Annotated in this window: 9 protein-coding genes; 3 read left to right on the top strand and 6 right to left on the bottom strand. The window is 72.9% G+C overall.

Annotated elements, in window-relative coordinates:
• Positions 1-19: 19 nt before the first annotated feature.
• The 5 genes from BUE45_RS11960 to BUE45_RS11935 form a co-directional block, all read right to left on the bottom strand.
• The gene (locus BUE45_RS11960; protein WP_073378979.1) at positions 20-1,486 is read right to left on the bottom strand and encodes an MFS transporter; all 1,467 of its coding nucleotides are present in this window, start codon (positions 1,484-1,486) and stop codon (positions 20-22) included.
• A gap of 905 nt (positions 1,487-2,391) precedes the next feature.
• On the bottom strand, positions 2,392-3,006 hold the full coding sequence (locus tag BUE45_RS11955) for a hypothetical protein (RefSeq protein WP_073378781.1): 615 nt from the start codon (positions 3,004-3,006) through the stop codon (positions 2,392-2,394).
• Between the two features lie 1,416 nt (positions 3,007-4,422).
• Positions 4,423-5,502: an acyltransferase family protein gene (locus tag BUE45_RS11945; protein ID WP_245833042.1), complete on the bottom strand. Its 1,080-nt coding sequence runs from the start codon at positions 5,500-5,502 to the stop codon at positions 4,423-4,425.
• 20 nt (positions 5,503-5,522) lie between these two features.
• Positions 5,523-6,239, bottom strand: a complete 717-nt coding sequence (locus BUE45_RS11940; protein WP_073378975.1) for a DUF4097 family beta strand repeat-containing protein — start codon at positions 6,237-6,239, stop codon at positions 5,523-5,525.
• 97 nt (positions 6,240-6,336) lie between these two features.
• On the bottom strand, positions 6,337-6,999 hold the full coding sequence (locus BUE45_RS11935) for a TetR/AcrR family transcriptional regulator (protein ID WP_073378778.1): 663 nt from the start codon (positions 6,997-6,999) through the stop codon (positions 6,337-6,339).
• A gap of 616 nt (positions 7,000-7,615) precedes the next feature.
• Here BUE45_RS11935 and BUE45_RS11930 point away from each other — a divergent pair.
• Positions 7,616-8,317, top strand: a complete 702-nt coding sequence (locus BUE45_RS11930) for an AAA family ATPase (RefSeq protein ID WP_073378777.1) — start codon at positions 7,616-7,618, stop codon at positions 8,315-8,317.
• Between the two features lie 714 nt (positions 8,318-9,031).
• The gene (locus BUE45_RS11925; RefSeq protein ID WP_073378776.1) at positions 9,032-9,817 is read left to right on the top strand and encodes a S1 family peptidase; all 786 of its coding nucleotides are present in this window, start codon (positions 9,032-9,034) and stop codon (positions 9,815-9,817) included.
• A gap of 397 nt (positions 9,818-10,214) precedes the next feature.
• Here BUE45_RS11925 and BUE45_RS11920 read toward each other — a convergent pair whose 3' ends face one another.
• A complete protein-coding gene (locus BUE45_RS11920) occupies positions 10,215-10,940 on the bottom strand; it encodes a CPBP family intramembrane glutamic endopeptidase (protein WP_245833014.1) in 726 nt (241 codons plus the stop codon).
• Positions 10,941-12,014: 1,074 nt separating this feature from the next.
• Between BUE45_RS11920 and BUE45_RS11915 the strand changes: the two genes are divergently transcribed.
• Complete coding sequence (locus BUE45_RS11915) at positions 12,015-13,271, top strand: beta-ketoacyl-[acyl-carrier-protein] synthase family protein (protein WP_073378775.1); 1,257 nt, start codon at positions 12,015-12,017, stop codon at positions 13,269-13,271.
• Positions 13,272-13,279: the final 8 nt, after the last annotated feature.

Genomic DNA, 13,279 nt, shown 5'->3' with positions numbered 1-13,279 from the left:
TCCGGGGGTGGCGGGTCCGTCAGCGCTCGCCCGCCACCGTCTCCTCAGGCGTAGCGTCGTCGCGCCGGGAGGCTCTCGGCGTCCCTTCCTCTGCGCCGCGTTTCCCTGACAGGAGCGCGAACACGCCGACGGTGGCGATCAGCGACAGGGCGGCGACACCCAGAGAAGTGCTGTCCCAGGCCGCCGTGAAGTGGTCGGCGAGTACCTCCGACTCGGAACCGCCGAGGTCACCGGCGGCCACCCTGGCAGCGATCTCGGACGAGCCGACGCGTGCGGCAACGATACTGGTCAACGCCGAACCGAAGACGGCGATGACCAGGGCTTCGGCGCCACCGCGGAGCGTGTTGAGGAAACCGGCGGCCATCCCCGCCTTCTGGGACTCGACGATGCTCATCGCCTGCCCGTCGGTGATACCGAACGAGAGTCCCATGCCGGCGCCGATCAGCACGAGCGGCACCAGCAGCCCGAGCGGGGTGATCTCCGGGTGGAGCACGGTGAGCAGGGCGTTCCCACCGGTGACGAACAGCAGCGCGATGATGATCAGGCCGCGTGCCGACACACCCCTGGTGACCAGCCAACCGCCCAGGGGAGGGGTCACCAGCACGGGTGCGGTGAGCATGAGCATCATCAGGCCAGCGGTCTGGACCGAGGCCCCCTGCACCCCCTGAAGGTAGGTCGGCAGGAAGACGAGCACGCCGAGGAAACCGATCGAGGTCGTCAGCGTCGCCAGGCACCAGGCCATGAAACGGCCGTTGCGCACCAGGCTCAGGTCGAGCACCGGTCGGGCCACTCTGCGCTCGATGACGAAGAAGAACACCATGAGCGCCAGGCCGAACGTGAGTGTGCCGATCACCTTCGGAGTTCCCCAGCCCGACTCGGGGGCCTCGATGACCGCGTACATCACCAGCGTCAGGCTGAGGACGAAGGTCACCGCGCCGCCCCAGTCGACTCGTGGCCGTTGGGAGGCGCGGGACTCGGGTATGAACACCGACCCGACCAGGATGAGCAGGCCGACCACGGCGAAGGTCAGGAACGCCGCTCGCCAGCCCACGGCGCCGACCAACAGGCCTGACAGCGTCGGTCCGATGGCGATGCCGACGCCTGCCATGGTGCCCATGGCGGCGAAGGCCCTGGTACGCGCGGCACCGTCGAAGGCGGTGGCCAGCAGGGCACCGCCGCTGGCCATGATCGCGGCGCCGCCGACACCGGTGAACAGCCGGGCCGCGTCGAGCAGGAGGATGTCACCGGTCACGGCGCTCGCCACGTTGCCCAGGGAGAAGACGATCGCACCGATGACGAACAGCAGCCTTCGCCCGAATAGGTCGGACAGGGAACCGCAGACCAGGGTGAACGCGGCGAAGGTCAGATTGTATCCGGCCACCACCCAGTGCAGCGGGGCACCGGAGGCCTCGAGTTGCACACCGATGCTCGGGACGGCGACAGCCGTCCCGGAGATGGACATGGCCACGACCAGAACCCCCAACATGACGCTGGCGAGTAACACGACTGGACGTGACCTCTGCCGCGGTTGGCTACGTGTCATACCTACGTGCCTCTCTTCGTGAGGGGAACCTTTGCCTCCATTCTTGAAACTCAACATAAGTTGAGGTCAAGGGAATACGATGTGCCTTATTTCCGTCGCGGCTCAGGCAAGGAGAAGTCCGCCTATTGATGACTCGGTGACCACGGGGCGGGCCGACCGGCCAGAGCAGCGGGGCCTTTCGCCGTGCGGGCTGGGATCGGACCCTGTGATGGGCGTCGCCCAGGAACTACAGGTCTCCGGTGTCCTCGCACACGGTGTGGGAATCCGTGGCAAGGAAAGCGCCCAAAAGTCCGTTACTACAGTTGGAATCCCGGGATGCCCTGGTCCGCGAAGCAATCGAGGCTTTCGGATTCAGACCCGGCCTCCTCGGCCATGTGACAAGGGCTTCGCGAGATGCCGTCGGACGCCGCCCGCCCACGATGCGTGGTCCGCGGTGCCGTGCCGACACGGCACCAGGCGACATCACACGGAACGGCGTCACGATTCGGATGGGGAGTGACGGAACAACAAGAAGTGACCCGTTGCAGTACGAGACCAGCAGCCTTCCCATCCGATCACCGCAGGACCGAATCCTGTCGGGCGCGCCAAGACCGAATTCCCTAGGGGGTCCATGAGAACCTCGACGCGTTTCGGGCTGACCCGTGCTCGTGATGTGCTCCTCCGCGCAACCTCAGCCACAACACGCCCATCGGACCGGGAAAACCCATCTCAGACCCTCATTCCCTGCCAACGACAGTGGACGCGTACCCGGACCACACGCCTGTGCCCCCTCTCTCGGGGCTCACCGGACCGATCACGCACACTGGGTGCTCGGGGCGAGGCGTCGGGGTCCAGGGGCGGTGTCCTTGTCAGTGGAGGAGGTTGTACGTGATGGCCTCGATCAGGGCGATGGCGAGAAGCGCGGCGACGATGCCCGGGTAGAGGCGGAGGTTGTCCCTGAGGCCCGCCCGGTACCCGGCCCGAGCCGACGGGAGTTCGCGCCGCCGGTAGCCGAAGGTCGACTGCCAGAGGATGACGGACCCCAGTGTCGCCAGGACGTAGGCCTGGAACTCGATCACGAGAACAGGCGAGGTGGCGACGATCGCGATCGCCTGCTCCGGTGACGTCGGGGCGTACGGCATGCCGATGAACACGGCGCGCCCCACCGTCGCGGCCACGCCGAAGAAGGGGATGACGAGCGAGGGCAGGGTGGTCGTCAACAGGGCGGCGAACAGGAGGTTCGCGACGAACGTCAAGAGCGTCGCCGCCAGGATGTCGCCGCTGGTGTAGGCGGCGACGACGGTGGACGCGCCCGGCGCGGCGAGGAATGCCTCGATGTTCTTGAGCCCCCACTCGTACAACCCGGGGACGAGGGAGGTCACGATCATCGTCGCGACGAGGGTGCCGTAGACGGCGAGGTTGATCAGAAGGTAGGTCCTCCGGTTCTCACGCAGGACGGTGCGGAAGTTCGCGAGGATGGGCACGGGCGTGCTCCTTTTCGTGTGGTGGGCGTGGACGCGGCGAACGGCGGGGAGGCGCGGGTGTCGACCGGTCACCTCCGCTCCCCGTGGCCGACGCGGACCGGGGTCGGGCGGGCCGATGACGGTGCGGCGGCGGTGCTACGCACGGAAGGCAGGTGCTCGCTCGCCGCAGGTGATGAAGCGCTGGTGATCGGGGTGCCCCGGGCGTCCCGAGCGGCGACGGTGCGGGGCGGACGGTGTGCCGACGGCCGCGAGGTCCGTACCGCCGCGGACGCGGTCGTCGTGAGGGACGGGACTCTGACCTCGGTGATCAGCGTGGCGGCGCCGGTGCTCACGGCGGAGGTCGGAGCCAGGGTGGCGTTCCGCGCGCCCGGCACCGGGCGGCGCTGTGCGCCGGCGACGTTCTCGACGTACGCCAGCCCGATCACGACGTGCCTCCAGCCGCCGATGCCGCCGGTCGCCGTCCCGGTGACGATCGACCGCACCGGGCTCCGGGCACCACCGCGGCGACGGCCAGGACATCCGCGCCCAGCGGACCGGCCGGCGGTGCCCGGCACCACCAGGGGTGGAGCGATCGCGGTGACGGGGTCGCCCGGGGGCGAGGTTCCGGGCGGCGCGGGGCAGGAGAAGACGATCCGTCGCATGCGAGGACTTCACACCACGACGTCGCGTCGGGGTCAAGCCCGCGCCCGGACCGATCGCTGTGAAGTCCCGTTTCGGGGCCGAGGACCGGTCCGCCGGTGAGCGGTGCCCGTCGGCCCCCCTGTGCTCATGTGCCCGGTGCACACGAGAAGTGAGGGGCCTTCAGCTCCCGGGCCATACCGGACCGGAGCCGCCGCCCCACGACCGCCGGGTACGGGCCGACCACGGAGAAGGCGCACTCCAGGCGAGTCCCAGGGAGGCGGTCCGGCAACCGGGGCCCACCTCGCACCCCGCCCCGCCGTGGGCGGTCGCTTTCCCCGGAACGTCTCCACGGGGCGGCAGGGCCCGGCCGGTGCCCGCCGGGACGAACGGCGCCAGGGCCGCGGGGGTGAAGCCCACGCGCCGACGGGCGGCGCGAGGGGCCGGGGCGAACCCGCTCTCACCGCTCGGTCTCCCCCGGTGCGCGGACGGAACGCGGCGAGGGCCTCTCACGAGATCCTCGCCGCGTTCCGGGCCGCTCCGCGCTCCGTGTGCGCTCCCCGGCATGAGGTTCTGGCGGGGCACACCGCGCGGAGAACGCCCCGTTCCGGGAGCCGCCAGACCGGCTGAAACGTTCTGCGCTGCGGGTCCTGTCCTTCCAAATCGGGGCCGGTGTCGGGAGCGGCTTCGGCGTGGAGCGTGTCGGCACCGCGCGGCGGTGCGAAGGTCCGCGCCCGGTGCCGTTTCGGCCGCCGCCCGGCTCCCCGGGCGGCGGCCACGGCGCCCTGCCCTCCTCCGCTACTTCAGTCCCAGCAGCGCACGGGCGGGGGGCACCCTGCGCACGGCCTCATACGCCGCGACGCTCAGGGCGAGGGAGAGGAGGCAGATCAGGGCGAAGGGGCCGAACCCCCGGTCGGCGTGCTCCACCACGTGGTAGGCGACGGCCACCAGGAGGGTCTGGTGGAAAACGTAGAGGGGGAAGGCGGCGGGGGTGAGGTAGGCCATGATCGGCCACTCGGTGTCCAGGTACCTCTTGCCGTAGCCGAGCATCGCCAGCAGCGTCACCCAGCAGACCAGCGTGCGCAGGGGGCCGGAGGCGGCCTCCTCCAGCGCCCCCGGCAGGAAGGCGTCGAGGAGGACGCCCGCGGCTCCGGCCAGGGCCGCGGCGAGGTACACCCGGCGGCGCCGCACGAGGGCTTCGACGACCGAGCCGTCCAGCGCGATCAGGAAACCGAGGGCGAAGTACCCCGCGTAGACGAAGATGTTCTTTCCGCCCACGTCCGGGAGCAGGGAGAGGAGCACCAGCGCGGTGAACGGGACGAAGACGAGGCGCGATCCCCGCATCCACGCCGGGGAGGCGCCCTTTCCGATCATCGGGAGCATCAGGGGCAGGAGCGCGACGGAGATGACGAAGAGGAACACGAGGAACCACAGGTGGGCCGGGGAGATCCCGCCGCCGTACTCGGACCAGTCGGAGAAATCGGTGAAGTACTTCAGCAGGAAGTCCGCGTAGTCCCCCTCGTACCCCGCGTGGAACCTCATGGCGTAATACGCCTGGGGCGGGACGACGACGAGCACGCCGACGGCGAACGGGACCAGGAGCCGCGCGACGCGCTCCCTGGTGTAGCGCCCGGCCGACCTGCGCCGGAGCGCGTGCAGGCTGGACATCCCGGCCAGCAGGAAGAGCAGCGGCATGAACCAGGAGGAGAGGTGGACCAGGGCGGTCGCCGCCGTGTTCGCCGAGCCCTGGACGTAGAACGGCGTGGACTGGTCGAACACCCTGGCTGTGTGGTATGGGAAGAGGAAGAGTATCCCCAGGTTCCTCAGTCCGTCGATGTAGTGGCTGCGCGGGGTCTCCGCCCGTGCGGTTCGCCGCACGGGCGCGGGCGGGCCGGACACTAGTTGCTCCTTCTCAGCTCGATCGCCCCGTTGTCGGTGGTGACGGTGATCGTGTTCGGGCTGCCGGGGGTGTCGGCCAGGTCGGAGTCCACAGCGCCGTTGTCCGTCGCCGTGGTGACGTCGTACTCGGCGTCGGGGACCTCCAGGGTCACGGCGCCGTTCTGTGTCGTCGCCGCCACCCGGCCGGGGACACCGGTGAAGGACACATGGATCCCCCCGCTCTCGGACTCGGCCTCGACCCGGTCCGAGGTGATGCCGGTGGCGCGCAGCCGACCGTTGGAACCGGACAGGTCCAGAGGTCCCGATGCTCCCCGGACCTCCACGTCTCCGTTGTCGGAGGTGATGCTCAGCTCGGCGCTGAACTCGGAGGCGGTGATCTCTCCGTTGGCCCCCTCGACGGTCAGGGCGGTGTCCTCGGGCACGAGCACCTCGTAGCGGGTCCGGCAACCGCCGAGATCGATCAGTCCGCAGTCGGTGTCCAGGACCAGTGCGCCGTCCTCGAACTCCCAGGAGGTCGTCGCCCGCCCGCCGAGGCCGCCTCCCTCGGTGAACCAGCGCGTGACCTGGAGCTCCTCGACGTCCGCGGGTCTGACGTCGAGGTCTCCGCTGTTCAGGAGGATCGTGACCCGGTCCTGGACCGGGCCGAAGGTACGCTCCTCCGGTTCCACTCCGTCGGAGGAGGCGCAGCCGGTCAACAGGGCGAGGGTGAGGGACATGCCCGCGAGCGGCAGGGGCGTGCGGAGGAGGCGGGGGCGCGCACCCGGAGGGCTCTGCCGGCGGTCGCTCCCCCGGGGGCGGGGCGGGGTCGTCAGGTCATCCACGGCGCACCTCATCGGTCGGTTCGGTGGGGGCGGGCGGCAGCAGTGCCGTGATGACGGCGGACATGGCCCTCTCGACGGTGTCCCGGTCCACGGCCTCGGGGTCGACGAGGTGCTCCATCGACAGGCCGTTGCTCAGGCAGTGGAGGATCAGCCCGGCGAGCTCGGGCGGGACGGCCGGGGTGATGTCGCCCGCCGCCGCGATCTCGGCGATGGAACGGGCCGCCGCTTCCCGCTGCTCCCGGCGGAGCGGTGTGACGACGTCCTTGGTCTTGGGGTCGTGTGCGGCCAGAGCGGCGAACTCCAGCCCGAGCCGGCCCTTGTCGCGGTCCTCGGTGATACGTCGCGCGACGATCCGCGCGGCGCGCCGGGGCAGGGTGGCCGGACCGCCCCCGGTGTTGGACTCGTCCATCACGGCGGTGCGTTCGGCGTCGGCCCGCTCTCTGAGGATGGAGCCGAAGAGTTCCTGTTTGCTCCCGAAGTTCGAGTAGATCGCCCCCTTGGTGAACCCCGCCTCGCGGGCGATGTCCTCCAGGCGGCTGTCCGCGTAACCGCGTTCGGCGAAGACCCTGGCCGCGGCGGCCAGCAGTCGGTGCCGTACCTCCTCACGCGGTGTGCGGGGGGTCGGTCCCTGGGGTGGTTCCTGGGTGTTCTCCATGGCGCAGAAGGTAGCAAACTTTCGGTATCGAAAACTTTCGGTACTGAGATTCGGAGGTGAATCCTCCGGCTTCTTCCCTAAGGGGGACCGCCGCCCGCCTCGGCCGGGCTCCGCGAACCCGGTGCCGGACCGGAGCGCGGGAACGGGACGGGGGCCGGCCCCGCCACCGGAGCGCACACACGGAGGGAGCCGTCACCCGCCGCATCGGACCAGGTGGAACCCGGCCGGGCCGGTGACCCCCTCCGTGGTCCGGACGGTTCCGGCGCCGCCCGGGCCGCTGGTCCGCCCCCCGTCCCCGTGCCGGCTCCCCCTGCCCCCGTGACGTCGTGCCGGGGAGACCCCTGAGGTGCCCCGGAGTTTCGGGGAGGATCCCGGGCCGCCCGGGGACGTCCTTCGGTCCCCCCGGCCGACGGGCGACCGGCCCGCCCGGCGGACGGGCATGAACGCGCTGTTCACCCCGGGGTGCCGACCCGGGGCGCCGTTCGTTCCGGAACACCGGGGATGTTCCGCGTTTTCCGGAGTCGCCGGCGCCCGGTAGCGTCATGGCATAGGGGGCGCGGACACTGGAGAGCCGGGCTTGACCGGCGCCAGGGTCGGCCTTGAGGAGCTGCCGAAGATGTCCCGAGAGCCGGTGCGGTACGTACCTGCGGTGAATGACACGACAGTGCGCGGCGTGGTCTATCCCCGGCGGTCCCTGGTCCTGGTCGCGGGGGTGCCCGGGGCCGGGAAGAGCACCCTGCTGCGGCGGCTGTTCGGTCTCCGCGAGAACGAGAGGCGGACGGTGCTCACCGCGGGGGGCGTGCGGGTGATCGACTCACTGCAGTCGCGGTACCGGCTGCGCCCCCTGCTCACGCGGATCCCCTACCCCCTGTGGCGCTGGGTGGTGCACGTGCTGCACCTGGTCCGGGTGGCCGCGGCGCTGCGCGGGGGCCCGGTGGTACTGCACGAGTGCGGGACCCGGAGACCGGTCCGCGTACTACTGGCCCTGCTCTGCCGGCTCCGACGGTACGAGATGCACGTGGTGATGATCGACGCCACTCCGCGGGAGGCCCGCAAGGGGCAGGACGCCCGTGGCCGCCGGGTGACCGAGCGCAGCCACCGGGCGCATTCGCGGCGCTGGCGGCGGCTGCGCGCGGCCACCCGCCGCGGGCCCGCGGCGTTCGCGCCGGGCGCGTGCAGTCTGCTCACCCTCGACCGGCGGCAGGCGCGGGAACTGGCCTGGATCCGTTTCGGTCCCCGCGCGGGTACCGGTGGTCCCGTGTGCACCGTGGCGGGGCTGCCCACCGCCCGGTCTGAACGCGTGTTGTCGGACACCTAGCGGCGCCGGCGCATCGCCGCCCACGGGAGGACGCCCCGTGGGCCCGCCCGGCGGTCCCTCGCGCCGTGGCCGGTGGTCGCGACGGACTCGCTCCGGGACCGCCGCGGCGGTGCCGGCACCGGGCCGCTCCCGTCACGCGTCCGGGTCGCGTTGCCGGTCGGCGCGCGGGCAGCGCGCCTTCCCGGAGTCTGCGGGCACCGTCTTCGCACACCCGGAGGTCCCGCACCGTCGGAGGTGTCGGCGCACGGGGAGGGATCCCCACCCGGCACGGAGGCGGATCGGCGGCGGCCGGGTCCGGATGCCGCCGCCCGCGGGGCTCGGGGGCGACGGAACGGGACTCCCGGCGGTGGACGCGCCCTCCGTGCTCCCCACCGGGCGAAGGCGGCGCACCGGTACCGCCGGGGGCCTGCGCGGCCCGCCCCGGGGCAAGGACGGAGCGGACGCCGGCGGAGCCGGCCGGTCACCGGCGCGCGGGGAGCCCCGCCCGATCCGGAAGTGGGGTGCGGCAGCGACGACCGGCCGTCCAGGGGCCCTGCCGGGGAGCGACTTTTGTCGGGGGCGGGTCTGCTCTCGCGGACGATGTCCCCGGCGGGGCCGGCTCTCTAGGGTCATAGGTGACGGCAAGCGACCGAGTGGTCACAGGAACAACCGAAGGGACGAATCCAACCCATGGTGGGAATCCGCAGGAACCGGAACGGGCGGGGCCGAGGCGGCATGGCGGTCGCGGGGGCGGTGGGGGCCGTGGCGCTGCTCGGCGCGCTGGTGCCGGCCGCTCCCGCGTCCGCCGTGATCGGCGGGGTCGACGCCACCGAGGAGTACCCGTTCATGACCGCGCTCTTCGACGACCGCGGGCTGCACTTCTGCGGCGGCTCGCTGATCGACGAGCAGTGGGTGCTCACCGCCGCCCACTGCTCCGACTTCGACCTCCTCCCGACCGAGAGCATCTCGGTGCGGGTGGGCAGCAACGACATCGGGGAGGGCGGCAGCGAACGCGAGGTCGTCGACGTGGTCCAGCACCCGGACTACGAGGCCGAGGACGTCAGCGACGACCCGGACTACCCCCACTCCTTCCTCCTCGTCCGCAAGGACATCTCCCTGCTGAAGCTGGACTCCCCGGTGGAGCAGGAGCCCATCCGCCTCGCCCAGGACCGGCCGGAGCCGGGCACGGAGGTGCGGGCGCTGGGCTGGGGCGTGGTCGACGAACTCGGCCAGGAGCCCAAGCCGGAGATCCTCCAGCAGATCGACACCGGGATCGTGTCCGACGACCGGTGCGCCGAACTCGATGACGACCTGTGCTCCGAGCACCCCACCGAGCAGGCGCAGGTCTGCTCGACCGACTCCGGCAGCCCGCTGATCCGCGGCCGGGAGGGCGCGTGGGAGCTGGTCGGCCTGACCAGCCGCGACGGCGACTACGACGAGAACGTCGCCTGCGTGGGCCCGTGGGTCTTCACCGAGGCGGCCCGGCACGCCGACTGGGCCGCGGAGACGGTCGGAAGGTAGCCGGCCGGCCCGCTGCGGGCGGCACCCCGGAGCAGGGCGGCGGACGGGCCCTCCTCACGCCGCGCGCGGTGCGCGGGCGGAGGCGGGCCCGTTTCCGTGCCGTCGCCGCTGCGGTGCCGGGCGGCCCGGGCACGGGAGCACCGCCCCGGGGCACAGCGCTCCCGTGCTCACGGAAGTCGCATGTGCGGTGCCGGGCGGACCGGGGCCGGTCCGGGAAACGGGAAAGGCTCCCCCGGGGCCGTCTCCGCCCCGAGGCCCCGGGCCCGGCGGGGCACCGTGGGAGCGGGCGGATCTCCGGTCCGCGGCACACGGACCCGCCCTCCCCGGGGCGCAGCCCGCAGGGGGCCGTGCCGGGGCGCGCGGCGGTGGCCCTGCGCCGCCCGCGGGGAGCGCCGGGTCACGCGGCCAGGGCGGCCAGGGCCAGGAGCCCGAGGCTGATGGCGTTGTAGACCGCGTGCATGAGGACCCCGGGCCAGATCGACCCGCTGCGGCGGTACAGCTCGGCGCCGATCAGCCCGACGATCAGGGCCGCGGGCAGGACCTCGTTGATGCCGTGCATGAGCGCGAACACCACGGCGCTGCCGACCACACCGACCAGGGCGCCGTAGCGCAGCAGGACGGTGGCCACCACCCCGCGGAACAGGAACTCCTCGCCCAGGGGGGTGAGCACGGCCAGCGTCAGCATCGTCAGGGCCAGGGAGAGCGCCCCGGCCCCGGCCCCGGCGGCGTAGCTGGCCTGGGTGTCGGACCCCATGTCGACGAACAGGCCGACCAGGAAGACCGTCAGGATCCTGGCCACGAACGCGACGAGCCCGGCGGCGGCCCCGATCAGCAGCCAGCGCGCGGTGGTGGCGCGCACGCCGAAGGCCCGCCAGGAGCGCACGCGCAGCATCGCGGCCGCGGCGAAGGCGATCAGTCCTCCGCCTCCGCTGACCACGCCGGAGAGGACGGCGGCGGTGGGGCCGCTCATGTCCAGCCGGTTCAGCTGCGGCGCCAGCACGAAGGCGACGAGCGCCATGACCGCCAGGCCGACGACCAGCTCGATCCATCCGGGGCGCGGTGCGTTCCGGGCGGTGTCCGGGGTGCCGCGGTGCGGGGAGTGCGGGGATTCCAGGTGGTCCACGGGGCGGGTCCTTATCCGGTGGCGGTTCTCCAGGGCCGACCGTCGGCCGGTCCTCCCGGAAGGAGGTCCGGCGCGGCGATCGTGGTGGGCCACTCGTGCCCCCGAATCGCCACACTATGCACGCAAGGGGGAACGGAAGGTCACCGCCACCCCATACGCCGACAGGTGACGACGCCCCGGGGCGGGCGAAGCGCACCGCCCCCGGGAACACCGGGGCGGCATGCCGTTCGGGGCGGACCGGCCGACCACGGCCCCGGCGGACGAACCGGCCCTGAGTGAGCGGGCCCCGGTACCCGTGCGGGCCGCGCACGGCGGCACACCCCGAGGCAGGGGGTGCGCGGCGGCGCGCCCCGGAGTCGGCGGCGCGCGGTAACGCACCCCCGAGGCAGGGGGCGCCGCACAACGGCACACTCCGGCACGGGGTCACCGTGCGTGCTCACCCGCACGGGGCCCGCGCGTCCGGGCACCCCGCCGCCGGAAGGGCTCCGGCGGGGCGCGGGGCCCACCGGAAACCGGGGTCCGGGCCGGCTCCCCATCCGGGGGCCCGGCCCGGGCACAGCGGACCGGGGACACGTTCTCCCAGGTGAAGGAGTGCGCCCTGCCTGCCGCCCGCACCGAACGGGGGCGAAAGCCGCGAGCCGCGCAACCCGCGCGGGAAGTCGGCGAAGCTGGCTGGCCAGGTCCGCCACGGGGGCGCTTTCAACGAGACACCGACTCCTCCGAGTGATAATTTCTTCACCGAAAGTAGTCATGCGGACCGCGGCGCACCCGCGCCGCGCCGTCCCGGGCCGGCTCCGACCGGCCCCTCCGCGTTCGCCCTCGACCGCTGTCCGGCGCCCGTCCCGCCCGCGCCGCCGAGCAGCACACCCGGCCGCCTCGGCCACCGACTCCGCCGCCGATCCCGCTCGGCGTTCCCGAATCCCTGGAGAAGGCACCTTTGACCTCGACCTGTCATCCCTCAGCCACGCCCGGGTCCGACACCGTCACCGCCCGCCGCTCTCCACGGCCCCGCGCCGCGATCGCGACGACCACCGGCGTCCACGTCCGCAACCGCGTCCGCACCGGGGCGGCCTCGTGAAGCGCGAGGCCGTCGTCACCGGGATCGGCGTGGTCGCCCCCGGCGGGATCGGCGCCGCCGCGTTCTGGGACCTGCTCACCGCGGGACGCACGGCCACCCGCGGCATCACCCTGTTCGACCCGGCCGGCTACCGCTCCCGGATCGCCGCCGAGGTCGACTTCGACCCCGCCGCGCACGGCCTGGACGACCACCAGGTCGCGCGGATGGACAGGTACGTGCAGTTCGCCGCCGTGGCCGTGGCCGAGGCGCTGGCCGACAGCGCGGCGCCGCTGGCCGGGGTCGCGCCCTGGCGCGTCGGCGTCAGCATGGGGACGGCGGTCGGCGCCACGACGCGGCTGGACCGGGAGTACACGGCGGTGAGCCGCGGCGGCGCGGACTGGGTGGTCGACCCCGCCAGGACGGCCCCGCACCTGAACCTGGCGCTGATGCCGAGCACGCTCTCCGGGGAGGTCGCGGACCTGGTCGGGGCGCGCGGCCCGGTGCGCACGGTCTCCACCGGCTGCACGTCCGGGCTCGACGCGGTGGGCTACGCGGCGCAGGCGATCGAGGACGACCTCGCCGACGTCGTCGTGGCGGGCGCCGCCGAGTCGCCGATCGCGCCCATCGCCATGGCCTGCTTCGACGCCATCAAGGCCACGTCGAACAGCAACGACGACCCCGCGCGTGCCTCCCGCCCGTTCGACCGCGACCGCAACGGCTTCGTCATGGGCGAGGGGGCGGCGGTCCTGGTCCTGGAGGAGGCCTCCGCGGCCCGGCGGCGCGGCGCGCGCGTGCGCTGCCGGGTGGCGGGCTTCGCCAACCACGGCAACGCCTTCCACATGACCGGGCTGCGCCGGGAGGGGGTCGAGATGGCCCGCGCCATCACCACCGCGCTGGACCGGGCGCGCCGGCCGGCGACCGACGTGGACTACGTCAACGCGCACGGGTCGGGGACGGTGCAGAACGACCGGCACGAGACCGACGCCGTCAAGCGCTCGCTGGGCGAGCACGCCCGCCGGGTGCCCATGACCTCGATCAAGTCGATGGTGGGGCACTCCCTGGGGGCGATCGGCTCCATCGAGCTGGCCGCCTGTGTGCTGGCCATGGACACCGGTGTCGTACCGCCCACGGCGAACCTGTCCACGCCCGACCCCGAGTGCGACCTCGACTACGTCCCAATGACGGCGCGCGAGCGGCGGACCGACGTGGTGCTGTCCGTGGGGAGCGGTTTCGGCGGGTTCCAGTCGGCGGTCGTCCTGGACCGGGGAGAGTGAGGGCCACC

The sequence above is a fragment of the Nocardiopsis flavescens genome, from assembly GCF_900141985.1.
Taxonomy (GTDB): Bacteria; Actinomycetota; Actinomycetes; order Streptosporangiales; family Streptosporangiaceae; genus Nocardiopsis; species Nocardiopsis flavescens.
This window is presented reverse-complemented; position numbering and strand designations above follow the sequence as displayed.

Excerpts from the sequence above, each read along its gene's own strand:
- BUE45_RS11925 (WP_073378776.1), top strand. The coding sequence starts at position 9,032 with ATGGCGGTCGCGGGGGCGGTGGGGGCCGTGGCGCTGCTCGGCGCGCTG.
- BUE45_RS11930 (WP_073378777.1), top strand. The coding sequence starts at position 7,616 with ATGTCCCGAGAGCCGGTGCGGTACGTACCTGCGGTGAATGACACGACA.
- BUE45_RS11960 (WP_073378979.1), bottom strand. The coding sequence starts at position 1,486 with ATGTTGGGGGTTCTGGTCGTGGCCATGTCCATCTCCGGGACGGCTGTC.
- BUE45_RS11940 (WP_073378975.1), bottom strand. The coding sequence starts at position 6,239 with ATGTCCCTCACCCTCGCCCTGTTGACCGGCTGCGCCTCCTCCGACGGA.
- BUE45_RS11935 (WP_073378778.1), bottom strand. The coding sequence starts at position 6,999 with ATGGAGAACACCCAGGAACCACCCCAGGGACCGACCCCCCGCACACCG.